Genomic DNA, 26,424 nt, shown 5'->3' on the forward strand with positions numbered 1-26,424 from the left:
TGCGCTCCTCAGGCCTTTACCGGCGCGGCCAGGCGCACGCCCTGCTGGCGCAGGGCCAGGCGGAAGGCATCGGCCAGGGACGCCTTGGTGATGACATCGCCCAGGTCCACGCCCAGGTGGACGATGGTGGCGGCGATCTGCGGGCGGATGCCGCTGATGATGCACTGGGCGCCCATCAGCCGGGCGGCGGTCACCGTCTTGAGCAGGTGCTGGGCGACCATGGTGTCCACCGTGGGTACGCCGGTGATGTCGATGATGGCGATGTCCGACTCGGTCTGGACGATCTTTTCCAGCAGCGACTCCATCACCACCTGGGTGCGATTGCTGTCCAGCGCGCCGATCAGCGGGATGGCGAGGATGCCGTCCCACAGTTCCACCACCGGGGTGGACAGTTCCAGCATGCTTTCCTGCTGCTCGCGGATCACCGTCTCGCGGCCGCTCATGAAGCTTTCCATGCTGTACAGACCGAGATCGTCGATCAGCCGGGTGGCGGCCCAGATCTCGGCGAGGGGATCGTCGCACTCGTTCTGGATCAGGTTGAACAGCGGCTCCTTGAGCGAGAAGACGAAGGTTGCCGTCTGCGCGGGCGTCAGGCCCGCGCGACTCTGGTCGAAGGAGAAACGCTCCAGCAGCGCGCGCACCGGCTGCCAGTGCGGCTCGCGCAGATTGCCCAGGCCCTGGGCGGCGGCCACGGTGATGCGTCGCAGCAATTCGGCGGAGTTGGCCAGGATGGTGGTTTCATCGAGCAGGTCGATGCGCATGCCGGCCGCGCGCTGGGCGCCGATCCAGGCATCGAGCAGCGACCGCTCGTGGGTGCGCAGCAGCTCGACCAAAGCGGTACTGTACATGGGGGTTCCTAGGTGACGAGAAGGTGGCTCAGGACGGGCCGACCGGGCAGAGAGCGGGCAGGAAGAGGCGCAGGTGCCGGTGGGGATCCGAGCGCGTGCCCGGATCCCCAGGAGATCACATGTCCATCTTTTCCTTGGTGATCTTGCCGGTCTTGGCGTCGGCATGGAAGTCGTACTTCATGCCATCCTTCTTCATGCCTTCGCCTTCCCACTGACCGTCATCGGCTTCGATCTTGGTGATCGAGGTGTAGCCCTGCTCCATGAGCTTGGACTTGACGTCGTTCATGGGCATCCAGTCGGCACCGGGCTGGTTGGCCAGGGCAGCGGTGCTGGCCAGGACGGAACAGGCAAACAGGGAAGCGAGCAGTTTGGATTTCATCGCGAGACCTCGTCGTGGTGGTATGCCCGGACTTGGACCACCACCACGCGCGACAAATCCCCCTCTGGCCCAGAGGTCACACAGACGCTTCCTCGACCAGATGCGGCAGCAGTCCGGCAGGGGCCTTGGCGCTCTTTTCCTTGGTCTTGCGTGGTGCATAGGGGCGGCTGGCCAGCCGCCAGAGATCCCGCCAGCGTTCGGCGAGGGCGGTGGGCTTGTCCAGATAGAGGCGCAGGCCCAGGGAAAAGGCCTTCGCCTGCAGCCGCTCGCGCTGCTGGACCAGGCTTTCGCCGATCGCCAAGCGGGTATTGCTGGCACCGAACAGGGTCGGCTCGTCCACCAGCAGCTGCTGCATCACCGCCAGGTCGTGATCGTCGCCCAGGTATTCCGACAGGCGCTTGAGGCTCTTCTGCCGCGTCTTGAATTCCGCCGGCCAGGCCGCGGCGAGCAGCTGGGTGTGATACCAGTGATCCTTCACCCGCTTGCGCCAGTCGTGCAGGGTGTCGTCGGTGGGCTTGTCGCGCGCGGTCTTGAGCGCCTGGCGTCCGGCCTTGTAGTTGTCTTCCAGGCCGCGGGCGAAGAGGGCGAAGCCTTTGCCGGACAGTTTCCAGCCAGCCACCTCCTCACGCATGGCGGTCAATTCATCGAGCAATTCGGGATGGCCGCTGGCCGCGGCGATCTGCTGGTCGGCGCGCTCCTGCAGCCGCTGCCGCACGCGCTTCATGGCCGGTGAGGCGAAACGCTTGCGGTCGGATTCACCCAGCTTATCCCAGCTTTCCACCAGGGCGGCGCTGTCGCGCAGCGACGACAGCTCCCGGCCCAGGTCGCGCAGCCGTCGATTGCGACTGGCGAAGGCGCGCTTGCCCAGGGCGCCGTGCAGCAGCCGCAGGAGGGCGCGCAATTCCTTGAGGCGCTTGCGCGTCTCGTGGACGCCCTTGGGGGTACCGCTCGCCAGGGACGCTTCAGCCTGCACCAGACGATCCGTCACCACGCGGCGGACTTCCTCGTCAGCCGGTTGCCGTGCATCGAAACGAAAGGCCATCGAACTCTCCTCAATAGGGTGGACTGCCGCACCCGCTTGCGCGGGAGCGTAACGGTATGAAAGACCTCCACGACAGCTGGAGATGCCAAATTTCATCTAAACGTCATATTTCCTTCATGCCGCCTGGCGCCGGGCACCGCCTGCCGCAGGCCGGGTCAGAAGGGCTATAGTTGCCCGACCACCTGCGCAAGGAGATCCGGATGTTCGAAGCCGCCGAAAACGAACACCTGCTCGATGAGGCCACCTACGACGCCAAGCTGCCCAAGCTGCGCGAGGCGCTGCTGGCCGCCCAGTACGAACTCAAGGCGCAGGGCCGTTTCCCGGTGATCGTGCTGATCAATGGCATCGAGGGGGCGGGCAAGGGCGAGACGGTCAAGCTGCTCAACGAGTGGATGGATCCGCGCCTGATTCGCGTCGAGACCTTTCTCCAGCCCACCGCCGAGGAACGCCAGCATCCCCCGGCCTGGCGCTACTGGCAGCGCCTGCCGGGCAAGGGCCGGACCGGCGTCTTCTTTGGCAACTGGTACAGCCAGATGCTGCACGGCCGGGTCAACAAGGACCTCAGTCGCGTCGAGCTGGATGCCGCCATCGGCCAGGCGGAGCGCTTCGAGCGCATGCTCGCCGACGAAGGCGCGCTGATCCTCAAGTTCTGGTTCCACCTCTCCAAGCCGCAGCTCAAGCAGCGCCTGAAGCACCTCAAGAACGATCCCCGCCTGGGCTGGAAGCTCAGTCCGCTGGACTGGCGCCAGGCCAAGGTCTACGACCGCTTCGTCAAGGAGGGCGAACGGGTGGTGCGGCGAACCCACCACGACTACGCCCCCTGGCACGTGGTGCCCGGCTTCGACGAGCGCTTTCGCAGCCTGACCGTCGGCACCGTGCTGCTCAAGGCGCTGCAGCGCGCCCTGGCCAACAAGCCGCGCAAGCAGCGCCGGGCCGCTGCCGTGATACCGCCGCCGGTGGATGGCCGCGGCGTGCTGGAAACCATGGATCTGACCCAGCGCCTGGACAAGGCCGACTACGAAGACCAGCTGCTCGCCGAACAGGCTCGGCTGGCGCGCCTGCTGCGCGACAAGAAATATCGCCGCCACGCCCTGGTGGCGGCTTTCGAGGGCAACGACGCCGCCGGCAAGGGCAGCGCCATCCGCCGGGTCACCGGCGCCCTGGATCCGCGCCAGTACCGCATCGTCCCGGTCGCCGCACCCAGCGACGAGGAACTGGCCCAGCCCTATCTCTGGCGCTTCTGGCGGCACATCCCGCGGCAGGCCAACTTCACCATCTTCGATCGCTCCTGGTACGGCCGGGTGCTGGTGGAGCGGGTCGAGGGGCTGACCCCCGCCGCCGACTGGCAGCTGGCCTATGGCGAGATCAACGACTTCGAGGAACAGCTCCACGACGCCGGCATCGTGCTGGCCAAGTTCTGGTTGGCCATTGACCAGGACACCCAGCTCGAGCGCTTCCGCGCCCGCGAGGAAACGCCTTTCAAGCGTTTCAAGATCACCGAGGACGACTGGCGCAACCGGGACAAGTGGGATCTCTACAGCCAGGCAGTCAACGACATGGTGGTCCAGACCAGCACCGCCATCGCGCCCTGGACCCTGGTGGAGGCCAACGACAAGAGGTTCGCCCGGGTGAAGGTGGTGCGGACGCTCAACGAGGCGTTGGAGCGGGCGTATGACAAGGGGTGAAAGACTGCTGCCTGCGGGCTAGGTGCTTCGCTTCACACCTATCTCGCAATGTTTAGCGGGGGCCATGCAGGCGCGGAGGTTGCGCCCCTTTCCAGAAGGGTGAGCGGAGTCGTTGCGTAAGGGGTTGAGCGGCATGGATGCCGCGAGAGTCGCGAGGGCCATGGATGGCCCTTCGCGGCGTGCCCCTGGAGCGGCGATGGAGCGAACGAACCCCGGCGCAGCCGGGGCCGATGGAGGGGCAAGCGTTTTTGGTTACTTTTGCCGCGACTGGCAAAAGTGACTCGCCCGGGTGGGCGAAATAAAGGCCTCAGCAGGCACGCTAATCAGCTAAATAGCGCAAGCCAGGCAGCCACCAAACCCCAGAAACGAAAAAGCCCCACCGAAGTGGGGCCTTTCTGCAACCGGATCAGTCGTTAGACGACTTGAACCTGGTCAGCTTGCATACCCTTCTGGCCTTTGACAGCCACGAAAGTGACCTTCTGGCCTTCGCTCAGGCTCTTGAAGCCAGCGCTTTCGATGGAGCGGTAGTGCACGAACAGGTCGGCGCCGCTTTCCGGGGTGATGAAGCCGTAGCCTTTCTCATCGTTGAACCACTTGACGGTGCCATTTTCACGATTGGACATGAGTATCTCCAGGATGTAGGGGGAACAACCACGTTAGCGAGACATTCGCTAGCGGGACTGTAATGCGAGAGTGAGACGAGCCAGGAGATGAAAATGAAGCAACATCAAGCAGGTATCGAGTAACTATTGCAGTAGCAGTGCCTACACCATACGCGCTTTCGCGAGCTTGTATAGCCCTGATTCGCATATTTGTTGACCAATGGCGCTGCTTGCGCTGCCAGAGCGTCTCACTCAGGCTACGGACTCCCCTGCTCGAAAGAGACTCCGCATGGACAAGCTGCACCGGATCAAGGGGGCCTGGCCCTACCTGATCGCCGTCTTTCTCAACGCCTTCGTCGATCTTGGCCACAAGATCGTCATCCAGAACACCGTGTTCAAGGTCTATGACGGTTCCACCCAGGTGGTGCTGACCGCGCTGGTCAACGGCATGATGCTGCTGCCCTTCATTCTGCTGTTCAGCCCCTCCGGCCATGTCGCCGATCGCTTCGCCAAGGTGCGGGTGCTGCGCCTCGGCGGCTGGGCGGCGGTGGCCATCACCCTCGGCATCACCCTGGCCTACTACGCCGGGCTGTTCGAGCTGGCCTTCGCCATGACGCTGTTGCTGGCCATCCAGGCGACCTTCTATTCGCCGGCCAAGTACGGCTACATCAAGGCGCTGTTCGGCAAGCAGCGGCTGGCCGAGGGCAATGGCCTGGTGCAGGCCAATTCCATCATCGCCATCCTCGCCGGCACCGTGGTCTTTACCGCCTTTTTCCAGCTGCACCTGGGCGCGGACCAGGCCACGCCTCACGCAATCCTGCAGGACATCGCTCCGCTGGGCTGGCTGCTGGTGCTCTGCAGCCTGGCCGAGGTGGCGCTGCTCTATCGCCTGCCGCTGCTGGAAGAGCCCAGGCCGCGTGCGCCTTTCGACTGGCACGCCTATGTGCGGCTGCAGAGCGCCCGGCGGAACCTGGCGGTGATCGGCGAGAATCCGGTGATCCGCCTGTCGATCATTGGCCTCGCGGTGTTCTGGTCGGTGGGCCAGGTGCTGCTGGCGAGCTTTCCGGCTTATGCCAAGGATCACCTGGGCATCGACAACGTGCTGCTGCTGCAGGGCATCCTGGCCTGCGCCGGGATCGGCATCGCCCTCGGCTCGGCGCTGGCCAGCCGGGCCTCGCGCGGGCGCATCGAGACCGGACTGATCCCGGTGGGCGCGTTGGGCATCGCCCTCGGTCTGTGGTGGCTGCCGGCGCCTAGTTCGGCGCTGGTGCATGCGCTCAACTTCATCTTCATCGGGCTGATGGGCGGGCTGTTCATCGTTCCGCTCAATGCCCTGATCCAGTTCCATGCCCGGGAAGACCAGCTCGGCACGGTGCTGGCGGCCAACAACTGGGTGCAGAACGTCGCCATGCTGAGCTTTCTGGTGCTCACCGCGGTGATCGCCCTGCTCGGCCTGGACAGTCGCTGGCTGCTGCTGCTGATCGCCGCGGTGGCGCTGATCGGCGGCGCCTACACGGTGTGGAAGCTGCCGCAGAGCCTGGTGCGCTTTCTGCTCGGCCTGATGGTCACCCGCCACTACCGCATCCAGGTGCAGGGGCTGCAGAACCTGCCGGCCCAGGGCGGGGTGCTGCTGCTAGGCAATCACATCAGCTGGGTCGACTGGGCCATGGTGCAGATCGCCAGTCCGCGCCCGGTGCGCTTCGTGATGCTGCGCTCGATCTATGAGCGCTGGTACCTGAAGCCCTTCCTCAAGGCCATGGGCTGCCTGCCCATCGCCCAGGGCAACGGTGCCGGGGCGGCGCTGGAGCAGGTGGCGGCGTTGCTCAGCGCGGGCGAGGTGGTCTGCCTGTTTCCGGAAGGGGCGATCAGCCGCACCGGGCAACTCGGCGAATTCCGCCGCGGCTACGAAAAGGCCTGCGAGCGGGTCGGGCCCGAGGTGCAGATCGTGCCCTTCTATCTGCGCGGCCTCTGGGGCAGCCAGTTCTCCCGTTCCTCCAGCAAGCTCAAGGAATTGCGCGACAGTCCGCTGCACCGCGAGGTGGTGGTGGCCTTTGGCAAGGCGTTGCCCAAGGACACCCCGGCCGATGTGCTCAAGCGGCGGATCTTCGAGCTGTCGATCCGCTCCTGGGAGCGCTACATGCAGGGCCTGCCGTCGCTGGCCGATGCCTGGGTCGCCAGCGTCAAGCGCCGCCCCAATGGCCTGGCGCTGATCGACGACCTGGGCGCTCCGCTCAAGGCCGCCCAGGCGCTCACCGGCGCCGCCTGCCTGGCGCGGCGGATGCGCAAGCGGCCCGAGGCCAATCTGGGTCTGCTGCTGCCCACCAGCAGCGGCGGCATGCTGGCCAACATGGCGGTTCTGCTGGCCGGCAAGACCCTGGTCAATCTCAACTACACGGCCACGCCCGAGGCCCTGACGTCGGGCCTGGACCAGGCCGGTATCCGCACCGTCTACACCTCGACGCGCTTTCTCGATCGCCTGCGCCAGCGCGGCCTACCGGTGGACGAGTTGCTCGCCGGGCGCGAGGTGGTGGATCTGGAGGCCTTGCGCGCCGGGATCGGCAAGGCCGAGTTGCTGGCCAACTGGCTGGCGGTCTGGCTGCTGCCGACCGCCATGCTGCAGGTGCTGGTGAGTCGCGCCCACGATCCCGAGGCCACCGCCGCCATCCTCTTCTCCAGTGGCAGCGAGGGCACGCCCAAGGGGGTGATGCTCAGCCATCGCAACCTGATGGCCAATCTCAAGCAGACCTCGGACGTGCTCAACACCCAGGACGACGACGTCTTCATGGCTTCGCTGCCGCTGTTCCACGCCTTCGGTCTCACGGTGACCCAGTTCCTGCCGCTGATCGAGGGGGTGCCGGTGGTCTGCCAGGCCGATCCCACCGACGTGGCCGGCATCGCCAAGGCGGTGGCGACCCATCGCGCTACGGTGCTCTGCGGCACCTCGACCTTCCTGCGGCTGTTCGTGCGCAACACCAAGGTGCATCCGCTGATGCTGGAGAGTCTGCGCATCGTGGTGGCCGGCGCCGAACGCCTGGATCCGGCGGTGCGCGAGGCCTTCAAGCTCAAGTTCAACCAGGACATCTACGAGGGCTACGGCGCCACCGAGACCGCCCCGGTGGCCTCGGTCAACCTGCCCGATGCCCTGGACGTCAGCTACCTGCAGGTGCAGCGCGGCGGCAAGCTGGGCACCGTGGGCATGCCGCTGCCGGGGACCGGCTTCAAGATCGTCGATCCCCAGACCTTCGCCGAATTGCCCACCGGCGAGGCCGGCATGGTGCTGATCGGCGGGCCGCAGCTGATGCAGGGCTACCTGAACGATCCCGAGCGCACCGCCAAGGCCATCCGCGAGATCGACGGCGAGCGCTGGTACGTGACCGGCGACCAGGGTCGGCTGGACGAGGACGGCTTTCTCACCATCGTCGACCGCTATTCGCGCTTCGCCAAGATCGGCGGCGAGATGGTCAGCCTGGGCGCCGTGGAGCAGGCCCTGGCCAGGGCGGTGGCCGATCCGGAGATCGAGCTGCAGGCGGTCAATCTGCCGGATGCCAAGAAGGGCGAGCGCATCGTGGTGCTGCATACCGGCACCCTGGACGCGGCGGCGGTGGAGAAGACCCTGCTGGCCCAGGGGGTGGGCGGACTGCTGCTGCCCTCGGCCTGGGTGGCGGTGGACAGCCTGCCGAAACTGGGGACCGGCAAGGCCGACGTGGCCGGGGCGAAACGTCTGGCGCAGACGCGCTTAAACGAGGCGGAGGAGGTTTAGGTGGCATTTCGTCCATCCGGCGCCGACGAGCCCTAAAGCCTGGCGCCGTTTGGCCGATCATGAGGGGGCTAATCATTTTTTCGAGGTCTTCCCGGTGAAGCTACGCTCCCTCAACATCGCCCCGCGGGCCCTGGTCGCCTTTGGTTTCTTCGCCCTGCTGGTGATCGGCCTCGGGCTGTTTTCCCTGGGCCAGAATCGTGTCATCAAGGAGGGCGAGGAGCAGATCGTCGGCAACGTGATTCCCAGCGTCCAGGTCATCGGCGAGATCCGCGCCGACCTGCTGAGTCTGCGCATGCACAACCAGGGCCTGATGCTGGCGACCTCCAACGCCGAGACCCAGGCCGTGCACAAGGCCATCGACGCGGCCAAGGCCACCCTGGAGCAGCACGTGCGCCAGTTCGACGCCCTGCTGCTGAGCGACAACGGGCGTGAGGTCTACACCCGCTTGACCGGCCAACTGACCACCTACCTGGACAACCAGAACCGCTATCTCAAGGCGCTGGACGACCAGAACGACGCCGAGTTGCTCAAGCTCGCCGGTCAGGACGGCGAGATGGCCCGTAGCGGCAATGCCCTGAGCGCCACCGTCAACGAACTCGCCGGGCTGGTCGATGGGAAGGTCACGCGCCTGGCCGCCGCCTCCATGGCCAGCTACCACAATGCCATCGCCATCACCGTGGCGGTGATGGTGGCGGCCCTGGCCGGTACCCTGCTGCTGGCCTGGCGCTTCACCCGCAGTCTCACCGGGCCGCTGGAAAAGGCCCTGGCGGTGGCCGAACGCATCGCCGCCAATGACCTCAGTCGGTCGGTCGAGCCCGACGGGCGTGACGAACCCGGCCGGCTGCTGGCGGCCATGGCGCGGATGCAGGACAACCTGCGCGGCACCCTGGAGCGGCTGACCCTGTCGTCCACCACCCTGGCGTCTACCTCCGAGGAGATGTCGACGGTCACCGAGACCGGCCTGCGCGGCATTCAACGGCAGAACGACGAACTGGCCCAGGCCGCCACCGCCGTCAACCAGATGACCGCTGCGGTGGAGGAGGTGGCGCGCAATGCCGCTGCCGCCAGCGCCGCCGCCCAGGATTCACGCACCTCGGCCGATCTTGGCCAGCGCCGGGTCGAGGAGACCCTCACCACCATTCACGCGCTGCACACGGCGGTGACCTCCAGCAGCGGCGAGATCGACGGCCTGGCCGCCCAGGTGCAGCGCATCAGCGGGGTGCTCGACGTCATCCGCGGCATCGCCGAACAGACCAATCTGCTGGCGCTCAACGCCGCCATCGAAGCCGCGCGGGCCGGCGAGGCGGGGCGCGGTTTCGCCGTGGTGGCCGACGAGGTACGCGCCCTGGCGGCCCGCACCCAGCAATCCACCGGTGAGATCGAAGACATGATCGGCGCCATCCAGGGTGGCGCGGGCAAGGCGGTGGACGCCATGGCCACCAGCAATCAGCAGGCCGGTGCCTGCCTGACGGTGGCCGCGGCCGCCGGCGAGGCCCTGGCCGAGATCGGTCGCCACATCGTGCATATCACCGAGCGCAACCTGAGCATCTCCGCCGCCACCGAAGAGCAGGCCCAGGTGGCCCGCGAGGTGGATCGCAACCTCACCAGCATCCGTGACCTCTCCACCCAGAACGCCGCCGGGGCCGAGCAGACCGCCGCCGCCAGCACCGATTTAGCGCGCCTGGCCGGCGACCTGAACGGCGCGGTCCGGCAATTCCGCCTCTGACCGCGGGCCTGCCTCAGCGGGCGATGTCTTCCAGCGCCCGGTTGCGGGTGCGCGGGCCGAACAGGCCGATGGTCAGCACCACGATCAGCATGCTGGCGACGATGAAGGCCAGCACGCCCGGGGTGCCCAAGCGCTCCAGCAGGGTGCCGATCAGCAGGCTGCTGAACACCGTCGACAGCCGGCTGAAGGAATAGCAGAAACCCACCGCCCGGGCGCGGATGGCAGTGGGAAACAGCTCCGCCTGGTAGGAGTGGAAGGCAAAGGTCAGCCAGGCGTTGCAGAAGGTGATGCCGACGCCACAGAGGATCAGGCCGAGGGCGCCCTGCTGCAGGGCGAACAGGCTGCCGAAGCCCACCGTCCCCAGGGCGGAGCCGACGATCTGCCACTTGTTCTCGAAGCGGTTGGCGATGCGCACGAACAGCAAAGGCCCCAACGGATAGGCGAGGGTGATGACGAAGGCATAGCCCAGGCTGTGGGTCAGGCTCACGCCCTGGCCGGAGAGCAATGCCGGCAGCCAGTTGCCGAAGCCGAAGAAGCCGATGGCCTGGAACAGGTTGAAGACGATCAGCATGATCACCCGCCGCCGATAGGGCGGTTGCCACAGCGCCGCGAAGCGCGCGCTCACGGCGCGTTCTTCGACGATCGCCGCGGGCGGCGGCAGCGCCTGGCCGCTGTCGGCCTGGCAGGCGGCTTCCAGGCGCTCCACGCCCTGTTCGGCTTCGTCCAGCCGGCCCTGCTGCGCCAGCCAGCGCGGTGATTCGGGCAGGCGCTGGCGCAGCCACCAGATGAACAGGGCGAAGACGGCACTGGACAGCACCACCCAGCGCCAGCCGGAAATGCCCAGCGGCGCCTGGGGCACCAGCCACCAGGACAGCAGCGCCACCGCCGGTACCGAAAGGAACTGGAGGGCGAAGGCAAAGGCGAAGGCCGAGGTGCGCATGGCCTTGGGCACCAGCTCCGACAGATAGGCGTCGATGGTCACCAGCTCCAGGCCCAGGCCGATGCCCACCAGGAAGCGCAGGGCGATCAGCCCCAGGGCGGTGGTCTGCAGACCCATGGCCAGGGTCGCCAGGGTGTAGCCGACCAGCGCCCAGGTAAAGATCGCCCGGCGGCCGAAGCGGTCGGCGATGGGGCTGAGCAGGCTGGCGCCGACGAACAGGCCGAGAAAGGTGGCCGCGGCGAAGGCGGCCTGGTCGGAGACCCCGAACACCCCGGCCGCGCCGGTCTGGAAGACGCCGTCGCGCAGGAGCCCGGGGCTGATGTAGGCGGTCTGGAACAGGTCGTAGAGTTCGAAGAAACCGCCGATGGACAGCAGGGCCACCAGGCGCCACAGGCTGCGGGTGGCCGGCAGGCGATCGAGACGCGCCGAGAGGGCGGCGGCCCGCTGGGAGGTGGGCAGGGCAGTGGCCGAAGCCGAGGACGCTGAGGGCATGGGACGCTATCCAGAGAACAGTCGTCCTACAGCTTACGGATCAGCCCTTGCCAAATGTTGCCAAAGATTTCCGTGTTGACGATGCCGTTTGGCAGGAAATCGCGTTTTTCGGCCTGGCTCTGGCAGCCGCTTGCGTTGATCAGGGGACCAACGCCAGGGCAGTGCGCAGGTCGACCACCAGGACATCCAGATATCCGCCCTGCAGCGCGCCGCGGATGGCATTGACCTTGCGCAGGCCTCCGGCCAGGCCCACCACGCGGTCGATCTCCAGCAATTGCGGCAGGTCCACCGCGACCACGGTCTCTTCGCTGTCGTCCAGCACCGGTCGGCCCTGGGCGTCGAAGTACCTCAGGCAGATGTCGCCCACCGCGCCGCGGGCGGCGAGCACTTCCAGCATGGCCTCGCCGTGATAGTTGCCGCTGTTGCGCAGGAGCTGCGACGGCTCCAGCTCGCCGATGCCAACCAGGGCCACGGTGAGCCGGGCGAAGCGTTCGGTGACCTCGCGCACCTCGTCCAGCTGCAGGATGCGCTGGCGACTTTCCGGCGACTGCTCGATGCTCTGGGACGGCAGCAGATAGGCTGGGCAACCCAGCAGATTGGCCAGTTGCTGGGTCAGCAGGGTGGCCTCGAAGGCGCCCTTGTTGCCGACCCCGCCAAGCAGCTGCACCACCTCGGTCGCGCCCTGGCGACTGCTGCCGCGGTGCATGTGGCCGACCATGGCGCGGATGGTGGAGCTCCACGAAGAGATGCCGATGTGGTCCTTTTCGGTGACGCTGGTTTCCAGATAGTGGGCGGCGGCCGAGCCGATGGCCTGCTTGATGGCCTCTTCGTCGTCACCGGTGGGCTCCACCACGATCGCCTGGCGGATGCCGTAGCGCTGTTGCAGCTGACGCTCCAGCTCCAGGTGGAAGTTGCGCGGTCGCTGCACCGAGATGCGCACGATGCCTTCCTTGAGCGCTCGGCTCAGGGCACGGCTGACGAAGGATTGCGACAGGTCGAGCTGTTCGGAGATCTGCGACTGCTTGAGCCCTTCTTCGTAGTAGAGGGAGGCGATCTTGGTCAGCAGGCGTTGTTCTTCGAGATTACTCATCCAGATTTCCGGTACCGGCGGCTAGGTTGCACCCAGGGCTGCCGGGCCGGGGCGGCCGTGACGAACCCTCAAAAAGCAGGCACTTGGCTGTTAGAAAGGCGCATTTTCCCGCTATTTTCCCTCAGCCTCCCGCTGGACGCCAAGGCTTTTGCGGCCTGGTGTCCCCGGGGGTCGATCAGGACATGATCAGGCCACCGTCCACATTGATCGCCTGGCCGGTGATGTAGGCGGCGTCCGCCGAGGCGAGGAAGGCCACCAGGCCGGCGACATCGGCCGGGGTGCCGGCGCGCTTCATGGGGATGTTGCCGACCCATTCGGTCATCAGTTCGCCCTGGCCATAGCGCTTTTCCGGGGTGGAAAGGATCTCGCCCCAGACCCGGTCGTTGTAGTCCCACATCTCGCTTTCGATGATGCCGGGGCAGAAGGCGTTGACCGTGATGCCGTGGCGCGCCAGTTCGTGGGCCAGACTCTGGGTGATGCCGATGACGCCCATCTTGCTCGCCGCATAGTGGGGTGTGTAGATGAAACCTTGGCGCCCCTGGCCGGAGCTGGTGTTGATCAGGCGTCCGCCGCGCCCGGCGGCGACCATGCGCCTGGCCGCCTCGCGGCAGCACAGCCAGACGCCGGTGGTGTTGACCTGCAGGATGCGGTCGAAGTCTTCCCGCGGCATGCGGTCGAAGGCATCGATGGTGATGATCCCGGCGTTCTGCACCGAGACGTCGACCCGGCCGAAGCGCGCCTCGGCCTGGGCATAGAGATCGGCCACCGCCGCCTCGTCGGTGATGTCCACCACCAGTGGCAGCACCTCGGCCCCGGTTTCGGCGGCCAGCCGCGCGGCGGTGTCGTGCACCCGCTCGGCGTTGGAGACCAGCACCAGGTTGGCGCCCTCACGTCCGAAGCGCTCGGCGATACCCTCGCCGATGCCCCGGCAACCGCCGGTGATGACCACGGTTTGACCTGCAAAGCGACGTTCCACGTGAAACCTCCTAGAGCGGTTGGCGACCCGGCGCGCGTGATCGCCAGCGGGTTGTTACCAGCAGACGAAGCCGCCATCGACGATGAGATCGACCCCGGTGCAGAAGGACGCCGCCGGGCTGCAGAGGAAGATCGCCGGGCCGACCATTTCCTCCACCTCGGCCATGCGGCCCAGCGGGGTGGTCTGCTCGAAGATCTTGACCTGGTCGGCCACCTCGGGGCGGGTGTTCATTGGCGTGGCGGTGTAGCCGGGGCTGATGCAGTTGACGCGGATGCCGCGCTCGGCCCACTCCATCGCCAGGCTCTTGGTCAGGTGGATGACGCCGGCCTTGGAGGTGTTGTAGTGGGCCTGCAGGAGGCCGCGGTTGACGATGCTGCCGGACATGGAGGCGATGTTGACGATGGCGCCCTTGCCGCGCGGCAGCATGACCCGCGCCTGGGCCTGGCAGCTGAGCATCACCCCGGTGAGGTTGATGTCGAGCATGCGCTGCCAGCGCTCCAGTTCCAGCTCCTCGGCGGGCTGGGCATTGGCGATGCCGGCACTATTGACCGCAAGACTCAGGGGGCCGAGTTCGGCCTCGGTACGGGCCACCGCGGCTTCCAGGTCGGCGGCGCTGGTCACCGAGCCTTCCAGAGCCAGGGCGCGGCGGCCGTGGGCCTGGATCCGCTCGACGGTACCGGCGAGGTCGCGACTGCCGGGCAGGTCGAAGCAGGCCACCTGAGCGCCGGCCTCGGCGAGACCGACGGCGATGGCCTGGCCGATGCCGCTGCCGGCACCGGTGACGAAGGCGGTCTGGCCGCCGAGATCGAAGAGACGCATGTAAGAACTCCTAGTCAGGCGGTCGCCAGTTCCATCACGGCCACCGGAGTGGCCTGTTCACGTTCGAGAATGCCCATCTGCTGGCCACGGCTCATCACCATGACCCGGTGCGACAGGCCGAGGACCTCGTCGAGGTCCGAGCTGACCACGATCACCGCCATGCCGGTGGCTGCCAGTTCGGCGATCACCTGGTAGATGGCGGCGCGGGCGCCGACGTCGATGCCGCGGGTGGGCTCGTCGAGGATGAAGACCTTGGGATTGCGCGCCAGCCACTTGGCGATGATCACCTTCTGCTGGTTGCCGCCGGAGAGGGCGGCGATGGCCTGCTCCGGCTGGCCCTTGACACCGAGCCGCGCCACCGCCTTGCGGGCGAAGGCGCGCAGGCCGCCGGGCGAGACCCAGCCGCCGCCGGCGAGCAGGTCGGTGTTGCCATAGATGAGGTTTTCCTCGATGGCGTGATCGACCACCACGCCCTGCTGCTTGCGATCCTCGGGGACCAGCACGATGCCGGCATGGATGGCGTCGTAGGGACTGGCGAAGCGGCAGGCCTGGCCTTCCAGCACCAGTTCGCCGGTGACCTGCTCGGCCGCGCCGGCGATGGCGCGGACCAGCTCGGTACGCCCCGCGCCGACCACCCCGGCCACGCCAAAGACCTCGCCCGCGCGCACGCTGAAATCGATGTGTTTGAGTGGCATCTCGCGGCAGCTCAGGCCCTTCACCCGCAGCACCTCGCGGGCAGCGGGCGCGGCCATGGCCGGGAAGATGCGTTCCACGCTGCGGCCGACCATCTCTTCCACCAGTTGCCGCACCGGCACCTGGGCGGTGGCGTGCAGGGCGATCTGGCGACCGTCGCGCAAGACCAGCACCCGGTCGGCGATGCGCGCGATCTCTTCCAGGCGATGGCTGATGTAGATGAAGGAGACGCCCTCGGCCTTGAGCCGCTCGACCTGGGCGAACAGCAACTCGGTTTCCTCGCCGCCCAGGGCCGCGGTGGGTTCGTCGAGGATCAGCAGGCGTGCCTTGAGGGTCAGCGCCTTGGCGATCTCCACCAGTTGCTGGGCGGCCACGCTGAGGCCGGCCACGGTGCGCGTGGCGGGTACCTTCAGGCCCAGGCGATCCAGCTGGCGCTGGGCTTCGGTTTCCATGAAGGCGCGATCGATGCGGCCACCGCGCATGGGCAGGCGCCCGACGAACATGTTCTCGGCGATGGTCAATTCCGGCAGCAGGCGGATTTCCTGGTGGATCAGGCCGATGCCGGCGGCCAGGGCGGCGCCGGGAGAATCCGGGGCGTAGTCGCGACCCAGCCAGGTCATGCGCCCGCCGGCTTCAGGCGGCACCAGACCGGCGATGATCGACGACAGGGTGGACTTGCCGGCGCCGTTCTCTCCAAGCAGGGCCAGGACCTCGCCTGGCTGGATATCGACGTCCACGCCGCTGAGCACCTCGATGCCGGCGTATTTCTTGCCGATGTTTCTCAGGCTGAGGGCCGCGGGCTGTTCCAGGGGCATGACGGCGGACATGGAGCCTCCGAAAGGGGGGAGCTGAAACGGTGCCTCCCGTGGGAGGCACCTGGGGCATGGGCTGGCGGCGGCCGTTACCCGCCGCTGGCCAGACGCACCGTTACGGGTGGTTCTCGATGAAGGGGGCGACGTTGTCCTTGGTGGTCAGGATCGCCTCCTGCAGCTGCTCCTTGGGCACCTGCTTGCCCTCTTTGAGCGCCACCGCCGATTCCAGGGCCATGCGCCCCATCTTGCGGGTCTGCTGGGTCATGGTGGCGGACAGGGTGCCGGCGGCCACGGCCTTGAGGCCAGCCACATCGCCGTCGAAGCCGACGATGGTTACCGGATGGTCGAGGTTGGCCACCTTGACCGCCTGGGCCGCGCCCAGGGCCATGGCGTCGGCACGGCCGAAGAAGACGCTGATGTTGGGATCGCGCTGGAGCATGTCCTGGGCCACGGCGAAGCCCTTGTCCTGGGCCCACTCGGCGGGCTGCTGGGCGACCACCTTCAGCTCGGGAAATTTGGCCAGGCCTTCGGAAAAGCCCTTGGCGCGATCGTTTTCCGGCGTGGTGCCGATCTGACCCTGGAGGATGGCGACGCGGCCCTTGCCGTTGGTGACCTTGCCGACGTATTCGGCCAGGGTGCGGGCGGCGGCGACGCTGTCGCTGGCGATAAAGGTGTCACCCGGGGCGTCGGGGGCGTTGCGGTCCACCGCCACCACCGGGATGCCGGCGGCCTTGGCCGCCTTGACCGGGACACCGGCGGCGGTGGCGCCGGCCGGGATGTAGATCAGGGCGTCGACCTGGCGGGTGATCAGGTCCTGGATCTGGTTGACCTGGGTCGCCGAGTTGCCCTGGGCGTCCACGGTGATCACCTTGATGCCCTTGGCCTTGCCCTCGGCCTCGACGGCCTGCTTGATCTGGTTGAAGAAGTCGGCCTGCAGGTTGGCCACGGCCAGGCCCACGGTGAGTTCCTTGGCCTGGGCATTGAGGGCGCCGGTGCAGGTGATGGCGGCGAACAGGGTACTGAGCAACAGCTTCTTGGGGGTCAGCATGGATGGCACTCCGTTGTTATTGTTGTACTGCGGTGACGAGACGAAGCCGATCTGATCTAGCGCTGCCCGTTACGGCGGCGCAGGGTGTCCAGGGTGACGGCCAGGGCGATGACGATGCCGATGATCACCTGCTGCACGAAGGGCGAGACCCCCAGCAGATTCAGGCCGTTGCGCAGCACGCCGATGATCAGCACCCCTACCAGGGTGCCACCGACGCTGCCGACGCCGCCGCTGAGGCTGGCGCCGCCGATCACCACCGCGGCGATGGCATCCAGCTCCATGGACAGGCCGGCGCTGGGCTGGGACGAGTCCAGCCGCGCCGCCATGGCCACTGCGGCCAGACCCGCCAGGGCGCCGCTCAGGGCATAGATCCAGACGGTGATGGTGCGCACCTTGATGCCCGACAGCCGCGCCACCTCGGCGCTGCCGCCCATGGCATAGAGGTTGCGGCCACCGGCGCGAAAGCGCAGGAACACCCAGGCCACCAGCAGCATCAGCAGAAACAGCCCGACGGTTACCGAGAGGAAGCCGAAGTGCCGCACCGTGGCCAGGCTGGTGAACCAGTCGGGAAAGCCGACGATCTGGCGACCGTCAGTGAGGATGTTGGCCAGGCCGCGGGCCACCGACATCATGGTCAGGGTGGCGATGAAGGCGGGCAGCCGGGCCCGGGCGATGAGCAGTCCCGAGACCAGGCCGCAGACCAGGCCACCAAGGATGGCGGCGGGAATCGCCAGGCCCAGCGGCCAGCCGATGTCCTGATAGAGCCAGCCCAGCAGCATCATGGAAAAGGCCAGCACCGAGCCCACCGACAGGTCGATGCCGCCGATGACGATGACCAGGGTCATGCCGATGGCCAGGATGCCGAGCACGGTCACCTGGTCGAGGATGTTGAGGGCGTTGCGCACGGAGAAGAAATACTCCGAGGCAAAGGAGAACACGGCGATCAACAGCGCCAGGCCGATCAGCGGACCGCCGATGTTGCGCGGCAGGCGCAGGGCCAGGCGGGCGAGGGGCTTGGCGGGTGGCGAGGCGGTCGGGGCTTTGGCGTCCACGCACTTCTCCTGAGGTTATTGTTCTTGTGTCTGGCTCGCCTGAATATTTATGCGTGCCTGATTTTTAATTCAGACTCCGCCTGTTCAGGATGGAAGTCAAGCGCCTTTTCATTGCCGCGCGCCGAACGCGACGGCCTCGGCAATCCCGCATCCTGCCCTGCATTCTATCCGCCCACCCGGCCACCAACGATCCTCGCTGGCTATTGACGGCCCTGCGGATTGGGGTCTAAATGGTAAATATATTTTCAGTGACGAATAAATATTCATAAGACGCCCACTGAAACCTCGGCAGGCGTCTGCTCCACTGCAGCTTCGGATACCCGAGGGGGTCGCCTGATGAATCCATTCCAGTACGACGTCGCGCAGATTCGCGAAAAGGCCCGGCTGATCCGCCGGCGCGTCATCCAGCTCAACTCCGGCTCGCCTGCCGGCGGCCACACCGGGGCGGATCTGTCGGAGACCGACATCCTCGCCACCCTCTACTTTCGCCTGCTCGACGTCGCCCCCGAGCGCCTCGCCGATCCCCAGCGTGACATCTACATCCAGAGCAAGGGCCACGGCGTCGGCGGTCTCTACTGCTGCCTGGCCGAAGCCGGCTACTTTCCGCCGGAATGGCTCGACACCTACCAGCACTTCGACTCCCACCTGCCGGGCCATCCGGTGCGGCAGAAGACCCCCGGCATCGAACTCAACACCGGCGCCCTCGGCCACGGCCTGCCCGTGGCCACCGGGATCGCCCTGGCCGCGCAACGCGATGGCAGTCCGCGCCGCGTCTATGTGCTGACCGGCGATGGCGAACTGGGCGAGGGCTCCAACTGGGAGTCGGCGCTGACCGCCGCCAAGTACCGGCTGGACAACCTCACGGTGATCGTCGACCACAACCGTCTGCAACTGGCCGGCCCCACCGCCGAGATCCTGCCGCTTGAGCCCCTGGCCGAGAAGTGGCGCGCCTTCGGCTTCCATGTGGTCGAGTGCGACGGCAACGACGTGGCCCAGCTGGTGGAGACCTTGGAAGCGCTGCGCGAACACCGCGGCCAGCCCCAGGTGCTGATCGCCAATACCGTTAAAGGCAAGGGGGTTTCCTTCATCGAAGGCAAACCCGAATGGCACCACCGGGTGCCCAAGGGCGACGAGATCGCCGCTGCTCTGGAGGAGCTCGACCATGGCCACTGATACCCAGACCCCGGGCGAAGCCCATCTCGCCAGCGTCATGGTCGAGGCCTTCATTGCCGCGGTGGACGCCGGCATCGACCTGGTGCCGGTGGTGAGCGATTCCACCTCCACGGCTAAGATCGGCCCCTTCGTCAAACGCTTTCCGGAGCGCCTGGTCAACGTCGGCATCGCCGAACAGACCCTGGTCGGGGTGGCCGCCGGCCTGGGACTCGCCGGCAAGGTGGCGGTGACCTGCAACGCCGCGCCTTTCCTGATCTCCCGCGCCAACGAACAGGTCAAGGTGGACGTCTGCTACAACAGGTCCAACGTCAAGATGTTCGGCCTCAACGCCGGGGCCAGCTACGGTCCCCTGGCCAGCACCCATCACAGCCTCGACGACATCGCCGTGATGCGTGGCTTCGGCCACGTGGAGATCTATGCCCCGGCCGATGGTGCCGAGTGCCGGCAGATCGTCGAGCATGCCCTGGCCCATGACGGTCCGGTCTATATCCGCCTGGACGGCAAGGCGCTGCCCGATCTGCACGGGCCCGACTATCGCTTCGTCCCCGGTCAGGTCGACGTGCTGCGCCAGGGTCACGACGTCAGCCTGGTGGCCCTGGGTTCGGTGGTCCACGAGGCGGTGGATGCCGCGCGGCTACTGGCCGAGCAGGGCATCAGCGCCCAGGTGATCAACCTGTCGTCGATCCGGCCGCTGCAGCGCGAGGCCTTGCTGGAAGCCCTTTGCGCCGCTCGCGGTGGGGTGGTCACGGTGGAAGAGCACAACGCCAACGGCGGGGTGGGCAGCCTGGTGGCCGAGGTGATGGCCGAGGCCGCGCTGGGCGTGCCGCTGATCCGCCTGGGCATCGCCGATGGCGAGTATGCTGCCGCCGGTGGCCGGGGACCGACCCGCGCCAGGCACGACATCGATGCCGCCGGCATCGTCGCCGCGGTGCAGCGCCTGCGCTGAGCGCTGGCGTAGTGAACCGATAAGAACAAGGAGCCGCCATGGCCGCCGAACCGCTGATCCTCGCCCTCGACGAGGGCACCACCAATGCCAAGGCGATCCTGGTGGATCGCGCCGGTCGGGTCGTGGCCCGCGGTTCCCGGCCGCTCACCGTCCAGCATCCCCAGGCGGGCTACGCCGAGCAGGATCCCCTGGCCATCTGGCAGGCCCTGCAGGGCGCCATCGGCGATTGCCTGGCGCAGACGGACGCGCCCCTGGCGGCCATCGCCATCAGCAACCAGCGCGAATCCGCCCTGGCCTGGGAGCGCGGCAGCGGCTAGTTGCTCGGCCCCCTGGTGAGCTGGCAGTGCAAGAGATCCCAGCCGCAGTGCGAAGCCTTGCACGCCGCCGGGCAGGGCGAGCTGATCCGCGAGCGCAGCGGCCTGGCACTGGATCCGATGTTTTCCGCCGGCAAATGGCGCTGGCTGCTCGACCAGATCCCCGACGGCACGGCCCGCGCCGCCGCTGGCGAGATCTGCCTGGGCACCGTGGACAGCTGGCTGCTCTGGCAACTCAGCGGTGGTGCGAGCTTTCTCATCGACGCGGCCAACGCTGCCCGTACCCAATTGCTCGATCTGCGCGGTGGCGACTGGGATCCGCAGCTGCTAAGTCTGTTCGGCATTCCCCGGGCGGCCCTGCCGGAGATCCGCCCCAGTGCCGGCTGCTTCGGCGAGACCCGCGCCCAGGGTCCGCTGCCGGCCGGTCTGCCGATTCTGGCGATGATCGGCGACTCCCATGCGGCGCTGTTCGGCCAGGGCGGTTTCGTCCCGGGCAAGGTCAAGGCCACCCTGGGCACCGGTTCCTCATTGATGACGCCCATCGCCGCGCCGGTGGTCTCCGCCCATGGCCTGGCCACCACCCTGGCCTGGCGCCTGGGCGATACGCCGACCTTTGCCCTGGAAGGCAACATCGTCCACACCGGCGCCGCCGTGGGCTGGACGGCGCGGCTGCTGGGCGGCGCCGGAGAGCTGGAGGCCCTGGCCGCCGAAGCTGCGGCGCTGCCAGACAACGGCGGCGTCTACTTCGTCCCGGCGCTGGGTGGCCTGGGTGCGCCGCACTGGCGGGCCGAGGCGCGTGGGTTGTTCTGCGGCCTGGCCGAGCACTGCGGCCGGGCGCACCTGATGCGCGCGGCCCTGGAGGCCATCGCCTACCAGATCCGTGATGTTTTCGACGCCATGCAGCAGGACAGTCCGACACCTCTGGAGGAACTCTGGGTGGACGGCGGCGCTACGCGCAACGAATGGCTGCTGCAATTCCAGGCCGACCTGTTGCAGCGCCCGGTGATCTGCAGCCTGTCGCCGGAGGTCTCGGCCCTGGGCGCCGCCCACCTGGCCGGCCACGCCCTGGGCTGGTGGCAGGACGCTGCGGCCCTGGCCGATCTCGAGCGGCCCCGTCGCCGCTACGAACCCCGCGCCAACGCGGTACCGGAACTCTATGCCGGCTGGCGCCAGGCGCTGGAGCGGACGCTGCTGTAGGATTCCGGTGTTTTGCTGATCGCGGCCATGGGCCGCTCCTACAGGATGTCCGGCTCCTGTAGGAGCGGTCGCTACGGCGCACCGGCATGGCCGCGATTTGGCGGGATCAGCCCCGTAGCCTTTCCCAATGGGACACCGTGGCGAGGGGCACCCTCACCCCAACCCTCTCCCCGAGGGAGAGGGGGCTAGCCCGTAGGTTGAGTTGGGGCGGCTCCATCACCGAAGCCCAATGTTGGCAAACGCTGAGACCGTTGGGCTTCGCTGCGCTCAACCCAACCTACGGGCCACCGTAGCGTGGAAAACGGCGCAGCCTTTTACGCTGGAACGTCGTGGCGAAGGGCGCCCTCACCCCAACCCTCTCCCCGAGGGAGAGGGGGCTGTCCGAGCGGGCGTTTGGCTGCATTCGGCACGGCAGGAGCGGGGTCAATCGGCGCGGTGCTACCCGTAGGAGCAGCCCGGGATGGCTCAGGTCGGCAGGGTCATGAAGATCTGGGTGCCCTGGCCGGGGCGGGAGACGACGCCGATGCGGCCGCCGTGCTGGCGGATGATTTCCTTGCACAGGGCCAGGCCCAGGCCGGCGCCGCCTTTCTGGCTGCCGATCTGCACGAAGGGCTCGAACACCCGACCCTGCTGGGCGTAGGCGATGCCCTCGCCATTGTCCTGCACCGCCATCAGCAGCTGCTCGTTCTGGCGCATGGCCTGGATGACGATACGGCCACCGGCCGGAGTATGGCGCAGGGCATTGCTCAGCAGGTTGTCGAACACCCGGCTCAGTTGCTTGGGGTCCAGGCTGACCCGTGGCAGCGGCGTGTGCAGCAACTCGACGGCCAGCTCGACATCGCGTTCGCGGGCCTCGTCGGCATGGCGGGCGCGGGCTTCCTCCAGCAGGTCGCCGATCTCGCTTGGCAGTTTCTCGGGTCGCTGCAGACCGCTCTGGTGGCGCGAATAGTCCAGCAGGTCGTTGATCAGCTGCACCAGGCGATGGGTTTCCTCGTCCACCGTCTGCAGCAGAAAGGCCTCGCGGGATTCCGGCGCCACCTTGAGGCGTTCGCGCAGCAGACCGAAGGCCATGTGCATGCCGGTGACCGGGGTGCGCAACTCGTGGGAGGCGCGCAGGACGAATTCGTTGCGCACCCGATCGAAGGCGCGCTGCTCGGTGACATCGCGCAGCACCATGAGCGCACCCACGCTGCGGCCGTCGGCGTGGTTGACCGGGGTCAGACTCCAGGCCAGCAGTCGCACCTCGTCGTCGACGCGGATCTCCAGGTCTTCGGGCGCCGCGTCCAGGGCGCCACCGGCCAGCACCCGTTGCACGCTGGTCTCGATTTCCGGCCGTTCCAGGGCGGCGATCAGGGATTCGCCCAGGTGATTCTCGTTCCAGCCCAGCTGGCGGCAGGCCACCGGATTGGCGTGCTCGATGTTGCCCTGGGGATCCAGGATCACCAGGCCGTAGTCGATGCTGTCGAGCACCGCCTGCAGGCGTCGCTGGCCGGCCACCAGGGCCTCGACATTGGTCTGGCTGAGGCGGTGCAGGGCCTGGGCCATGTTGCCGAAGCGGCGGCTGAGCAGGGTGAATTCGGCGATCTGCGAGGTGGGCAACTGGACGTCGAAGTTGCCCTGGCTGATGCGCTCGGCGGCCTTGGCCAGGCCGTCGATGGGGCCGGTGAAGCGCCGGGCGATGCCGTTGGCGGTGACCACCCCGGTGACCAGGATGGCCACGCCGATCAGCGCCAGCAGCAGGGCGATGATCACCGCCCGGTCATGGGCCTCGTCCTGCATGCGCTCCAGGGTCACCACATAGCTTTTTTGCAGGTCGTAGATGCGATTGCGCAGGGCGTCGAGGGTCTGCTGGAAATCCGGATCGGCGCGCAACTGGTTGTAGCCGCCGGGCGGTGCGCGCAGATAGTCGGCAAAGCGCTCATAGCGGCGCTTGACGTCTTCCAGTACCGCCAGTTGCTCGGGCTTGTGCATCTCGCCCTGGACCAGTTGCAGGTTCTGTTCGAAGCGCTGCTGGGCGGCGACCAGGGCCTGGGGATCCGGGGCGCCGTCGAGCATCTGGAACAGGCTGTTGCTCAGCTCCTGGCGCATGTTCAGCGTCAGGTTGATGAAGTCCAGGTTGCTGCGGGTCTGGACGCTCTGCTCGCGGGCCAGGTGCAGGACGCTGACCAGGCCGACCAGCAGCCCGATGAGGGCCACGGCGATCAGGGCGGAGATGCTGAGAAAGAGGCGGGTGTGCAACTTGATCGGCAGCTTCATAGCCCGTACTGCTTGCGTTTTCGATAGAGCGTGGAGGCGTCGATGCCGAGGGTCTTGGCGGCCTGGTCGAGGGTCTCGCTGGTGGCCATCACCGCGGCGATGTGGGCGCGTTCCAGGGCTTCCAGACTCAGGGCCTCGCCGACCCGCGGTGCGCTGGCGGCGCCGCTGCTGGCCGGGCTGTCACCCAGGCCCAGGTGGTTGACGTCCACCAGGTCCTGGCCGCAGATGATGCTCGCGCGCTCGATGACATTGCGCAGCTCGCGGACGTTGCCCGGCCAGCCATAGTTGCGCAGGGCGTCCAGGGCCGCCTCGCTGAAGCCGTGGGCGGGTCGGTTGTAGTCCTTGACGAAGCGGGCGAGAAAACGCTCGGCCAGATCGACGATGTCTTCCTTGCGCTCGCGCAGCGGCGGCAGGTTGAGCACGATGACGTTGAGGCGATAGAGCAGGTCTTCGCGGAATTCGTTTTCCGCCACCATCTGTTCCAGGTTGCGGTTGGTGGCGGCGAGGATGCGCACGTCGGCGCGACGGGTCACCGGATCGCCGACGCGCTCGTATTCCTTGTCCTGGATGAAGCGCAGGAGCTTGGGCTGCAGTGCCAGGGGGAAATCGCCGATCTCGTCGAGGAAGAGGGTGCCGCCATCGGCCTGGCTAACCCGGCCGAGGGTGCTCTCGCTGGCCCCGGTGAAGGCGCCGCGGGTATGGCCGAACATCTCGCTTTCCATCAGATCGGCGGACAGCGACGGGCAGTTGATGGTGACGAAGGTCTTCTTGGCGCGCCGACTCCAGGCATGGATGGCGCGGGCCAGTTCGCCCTTGCCGGAACCGGACTCGCCAAGGATCAGCACGTTGGCATCGGTGGTGGCGACCTGTCGGGCGGTCTCCAGGATGCTCATCATCGCCGGGCTGCGCGAATCGAGACCGGCGCTGGACTTGCGGACCTCGCCCTCGAGGGCCTCCAGACGCGCCGAGAGCTGGCGGAATTCCAGCTGCTTGGCCGCCGCCATGCGCAGCTGGTCGGGACTGCAGGGCTTTACCAGGTAGTCGGCGGCGCCGGCCTGCATGGCGTCCACCGCGGTGTCGATGGCCGAGTGGGCGGTGACGATAACCACCCGCATCCAGGGCGCCTGGATGCGCATCTGCTGCAGCACGTCCAGACCGTTGTCCGCGCCCAGGCGCAGGTCGAGAAAGCAGAGGTCGTAGACCTGGCGCAGCAGCAGGGCCTCGGCCTGGGCCGCGCTGTTGGCCGTGGCCACGCTGTAGCCGGCGTCTTCCAGGCAGAAACGAAAGGTCCGCAGGATGGCGGCTTCGTCATCCACGAGCAGGATACGACCGCTGGTTTGTTCCATGACGGGAGAACTCCAGGCCGCAGGGGCCGAAACGCGCTAAAGGACAAGGCTGGCAGTTAGTCCATGATACATCGTGCAAGTTGCAATCCGCAGGACCATCGGACAATCCAGGTAGGCCATCGCGAGCATCGTGCAGATCGCAACCCGCCGGGGGGAAAGCGGCAAAAAGCGGCTTTTTGGGCGAGCAGCGGAAGGTTTTGGCCTGCCTTTCACCGTTGCGCTGTCGCGCGGACGGGCCCCACATCCTCCGATCACCCCCTGGCCATCATGCAAAACGCAATGGCTCAGGCGTTGCACCTTGCAAGGTGCAAGTGCAGGCGTCCCTGCCTAAAATCATAAGTTATTGTTTTAAAAGGAAAAAATAGTTTTCGAAAAGCTGGCACGCAGTCTGCAATCTCCTTGGCAAGCCGGCCTCAGGGCCAACGGATTGCAGGAGATACCCGATGATCAGCCAGACCCTTCGCAAGCACTTGGTAGGTACTGCGCTCTTCGCTTGCTTCGCCAGCGCCGCCGTCGCCGCCCCCCAGGGCCACGACGTCAGCCGCGAACAGGCACTCATCGCATCCACCCGCATTGCTGCCCAGGCCATGGTGCCTGCAGCCAAGCCGCTGGCAAGTCAAGGCCGTGGGGAACTCAAAGCCATCCCGGCACAGTCCAACGGTGACCGTCTGGTGAAGCAGACCCGCTGGGTATTCTGAGGTCATGACCATGATGTGGATGCTGCTGATGATTGTGTTGTTCGCTGCAGCGGCGGTCGTACTCGGGATGTTGCTCAGTGCTTTGATGATGGGTCGTGCGCTCAATCAGACGCACAACCTTAATGGTCTGGATCTCGATCTGACCGATGTGGAACCACGGATGGCGAGTCTGGATACCCAGGATTTCGCTAATAAAACCACTGCTCGCTGGACAGGTGCTGTCGTCCGCTGAGTGCACTTGCAATACATAGGAGAAACACCATGCTGAGCTGGGCTATCACTTTCCTGATCATCGCGATCATCGCAGGCGTCCTGGGTTTCGGTGGCATCGCCGGTACCGCCACCAGTATCGCCAAGATCCTGTTCGTGCTGTTCCTGGTGCTGTTCGTGGTGTCGTTCTTCATGGGTCGCCGTCGTCCCTGACGGCTGGTCCATGAGCAAGACAAGCAGCCGGTCATGATGACCGGCTGCTGAGGCTCTGTCATCGGATTGCAGCTTTAAGCCGATTCAATGGACAACCTCGAAGTCGT

21 protein-coding genes and 2 pseudogenes are annotated in these 26,424 nt (G+C 66.9%); 10 read left to right on the forward strand and 13 right to left on the reverse strand.

The window, feature by feature from the left end; translation table 11 throughout:
• Positions 1-8 precede the first annotated feature (8 nt).
• The 3 genes from CFE50_RS06680 to CFE50_RS06690 form a co-directional block, all read right to left on the reverse strand.
• Complete coding sequence (locus tag CFE50_RS06680) at positions 9-848, reverse strand: STAS domain-containing protein (protein ID WP_241807403.1); 840 nt, start codon at positions 846-848, stop codon at positions 9-11.
• Positions 849-963: 115 nt separating this feature from the next.
• Positions 964-1,227 (reverse strand): PepSY domain-containing protein, encoded by a 264-nt coding sequence (locus CFE50_RS06685; RefSeq protein ID WP_286732146.1) that lies wholly within the window; start codon positions 1,225-1,227, stop codon positions 964-966.
• A 76-nt stretch (positions 1,228-1,303) separates the two neighbouring features.
• On the reverse strand, positions 1,304-2,269 hold the full coding sequence (locus CFE50_RS06690; RefSeq protein WP_241807402.1) for a CHAD domain-containing protein: 966 nt from the start codon (positions 2,267-2,269) through the stop codon (positions 1,304-1,306).
• Positions 2,270-2,469: 200 nt separating this feature from the next.
• Here CFE50_RS06690 and pap point away from each other — a divergent pair, with 200 nt between their 5' ends.
• Positions 2,470-3,954: a polyphosphate:AMP phosphotransferase gene (pap, locus tag CFE50_RS06695; protein WP_286732147.1), complete on the forward strand. Its 1,485-nt coding sequence runs from the start codon at positions 2,470-2,472 to the stop codon at positions 3,952-3,954.
• Positions 3,955-4,367: 413 nt separating this feature from the next.
• On the opposite strand, the gene CFE50_RS06700 is transcribed toward pap, so the two are convergent.
• Positions 4,368-4,577, reverse strand: a complete 210-nt coding sequence (locus CFE50_RS06700) for a cold-shock protein (RefSeq protein WP_007160189.1) — start codon at positions 4,575-4,577, stop codon at positions 4,368-4,370.
• Between the two features lie 268 nt (positions 4,578-4,845).
• Between CFE50_RS06700 and CFE50_RS06705 the strand changes: the two genes are divergently transcribed.
• From CFE50_RS06705 to CFE50_RS22765, 3 genes and pseudogenes are all read left to right on the forward strand, one after another.
• Positions 4,846-8,316 (forward strand): acyl-[ACP]--phospholipid O-acyltransferase, encoded by a 3,471-nt coding sequence (locus tag CFE50_RS06705; RefSeq protein WP_286732148.1) that lies wholly within the window; start codon positions 4,846-4,848, stop codon positions 8,314-8,316.
• Positions 8,317-8,410: 94 nt separating this feature from the next.
• Positions 8,411-9,184 (forward strand): annotated as a pseudogene (locus CFE50_RS22760) (MCP four helix bundle domain-containing protein); the annotation flags it as partial.
• 69 nt (positions 9,185-9,253) lie between these two features.
• Positions 9,254-10,042, forward strand: a complete 789-nt coding sequence (locus tag CFE50_RS22765; protein ID WP_502694685.1) for a methyl-accepting chemotaxis protein — start codon at positions 9,254-9,256, stop codon at positions 10,040-10,042.
• Positions 10,043-10,055: 13 nt separating this feature from the next.
• Here CFE50_RS22765 and CFE50_RS06715 read toward each other — a convergent pair whose 3' ends face one another.
• The 7 genes from CFE50_RS06715 to CFE50_RS06745 all read right to left on the reverse strand — a co-directional run bounded on the left by CFE50_RS06715 (position 10,056) and on the right by CFE50_RS06745 (position 17,964).
• A complete protein-coding gene (locus CFE50_RS06715; protein WP_286732151.1) occupies positions 10,056-11,474 on the reverse strand; it encodes an MFS transporter in 1,419 nt (472 codons plus the stop codon).
• A 139-nt stretch (positions 11,475-11,613) separates the two neighbouring features.
• On the reverse strand, positions 11,614-12,564 hold the full coding sequence (locus CFE50_RS06720; protein ID WP_007160193.1) for a sugar-binding transcriptional regulator: 951 nt from the start codon (positions 12,562-12,564) through the stop codon (positions 11,614-11,616).
• Between the two features lie 175 nt (positions 12,565-12,739).
• Positions 12,740-13,540 carry an SDR family oxidoreductase gene (locus tag CFE50_RS06725; RefSeq protein WP_286732153.1) on the reverse strand — a complete coding sequence of 267 codons (801 nt, stop codon included), beginning with the start codon at positions 13,538-13,540 and terminating at the stop codon, positions 12,740-12,742.
• 54 nt (positions 13,541-13,594) lie between these two features.
• Positions 13,595-14,359 (reverse strand): SDR family oxidoreductase, encoded by a 765-nt coding sequence (locus tag CFE50_RS06730; RefSeq protein ID WP_077171258.1) that lies wholly within the window; start codon positions 14,357-14,359, stop codon positions 13,595-13,597.
• Between the two features lie 14 nt (positions 14,360-14,373).
• A complete protein-coding gene (locus tag CFE50_RS06735; protein WP_027597269.1) occupies positions 14,374-15,879 on the reverse strand; it encodes a sugar ABC transporter ATP-binding protein in 1,506 nt (501 codons plus the stop codon).
• A 100-nt stretch (positions 15,880-15,979) separates the two neighbouring features.
• The gene (locus CFE50_RS06740; RefSeq protein WP_042135051.1) at positions 15,980-16,912 is read right to left on the reverse strand and encodes a sugar ABC transporter substrate-binding protein; all 933 of its coding nucleotides are present in this window, start codon (positions 16,910-16,912) and stop codon (positions 15,980-15,982) included.
• A 56-nt stretch (positions 16,913-16,968) separates the two neighbouring features.
• Positions 16,969-17,964 carry an ABC transporter permease gene (locus tag CFE50_RS06745; protein WP_502694683.1) on the reverse strand — a complete coding sequence of 332 codons (996 nt, stop codon included), beginning with the start codon at positions 17,962-17,964 and terminating at the stop codon, positions 16,969-16,971.
• A 336-nt stretch (positions 17,965-18,300) separates the two neighbouring features.
• Between CFE50_RS06745 and CFE50_RS06750 the strand changes: the two genes are divergently transcribed.
• From CFE50_RS06750 to CFE50_RS06760, 3 genes and pseudogenes are all read left to right on the forward strand, one after another.
• Complete coding sequence (locus CFE50_RS06750) at positions 18,301-19,137, forward strand: transketolase (RefSeq protein WP_286732158.1); 837 nt, start codon at positions 18,301-18,303, stop codon at positions 19,135-19,137.
• Entirely contained in the window at positions 19,127-20,083 is a 957-nt protein-coding gene (locus CFE50_RS06755; RefSeq protein ID WP_286732159.1) for a transketolase family protein, read from the forward strand. Before CFE50_RS06750 ends, CFE50_RS06755 begins: the two co-directional genes overlap by 11 nt.
• A 38-nt stretch (positions 20,084-20,121) precedes the next feature.
• A pseudogene (locus tag CFE50_RS06760) lies at positions 20,122-21,594 on the forward strand (FGGY family carbohydrate kinase).
• Between the two features lie 465 nt (positions 21,595-22,059).
• Here the strand turns inward: CFE50_RS06760 and CFE50_RS06765 are convergent.
• Together CFE50_RS06765 and algB are read right to left on the reverse strand one after the other, a co-directional pair.
• Complete coding sequence (locus CFE50_RS06765; protein WP_286732160.1) at positions 22,060-23,850, reverse strand: ATP-binding protein; 1,791 nt, start codon at positions 23,848-23,850, stop codon at positions 22,060-22,062.
• Entirely contained in the window at positions 23,847-25,196 is a 1,350-nt protein-coding gene (gene algB, locus CFE50_RS06770; protein ID WP_007160203.1) for a sigma-54-dependent response regulator transcription factor AlgB, read from the reverse strand. Before algB ends, CFE50_RS06765 begins: the two co-directional genes overlap by 4 nt.
• Before the next feature lie 443 nt (positions 25,197-25,639).
• Between algB and CFE50_RS06775 the strand changes: the two genes are divergently transcribed.
• Genes CFE50_RS06775 through CFE50_RS06785 form a run of 3 tightly spaced genes read left to right on the forward strand, consistent with a single transcriptional unit; the run spans position 25,640 to position 26,317 of the window.
• On the forward strand, positions 25,640-25,894 hold the full coding sequence (locus CFE50_RS06775) for a hypothetical protein (protein ID WP_108582239.1): 255 nt from the start codon (positions 25,640-25,642) through the stop codon (positions 25,892-25,894).
• A 10-nt stretch (positions 25,895-25,904) separates the two neighbouring features.
• Positions 25,905-26,126 (forward strand): hypothetical protein, encoded by a 222-nt coding sequence (locus CFE50_RS06780; protein ID WP_171991203.1) that lies wholly within the window; start codon positions 25,905-25,907, stop codon positions 26,124-26,126.
• A 29-nt stretch (positions 26,127-26,155) separates the two neighbouring features.
• A complete protein-coding gene (locus CFE50_RS06785; protein ID WP_007160206.1) occupies positions 26,156-26,317 on the forward strand; it encodes a DUF1328 domain-containing protein in 162 nt (53 codons plus the stop codon).
• The last annotated feature ends 107 nt before the right edge of the window (positions 26,318-26,424 follow it).

The sequence above is a fragment of the Pseudomonas sp. PGPPP4 genome, assembly GCF_002256045.1.
Lineage (GTDB): Bacteria > Pseudomonadota > Gammaproteobacteria > Pseudomonadales > Pseudomonadaceae > Chryseomonas > Chryseomonas oryzihabitans.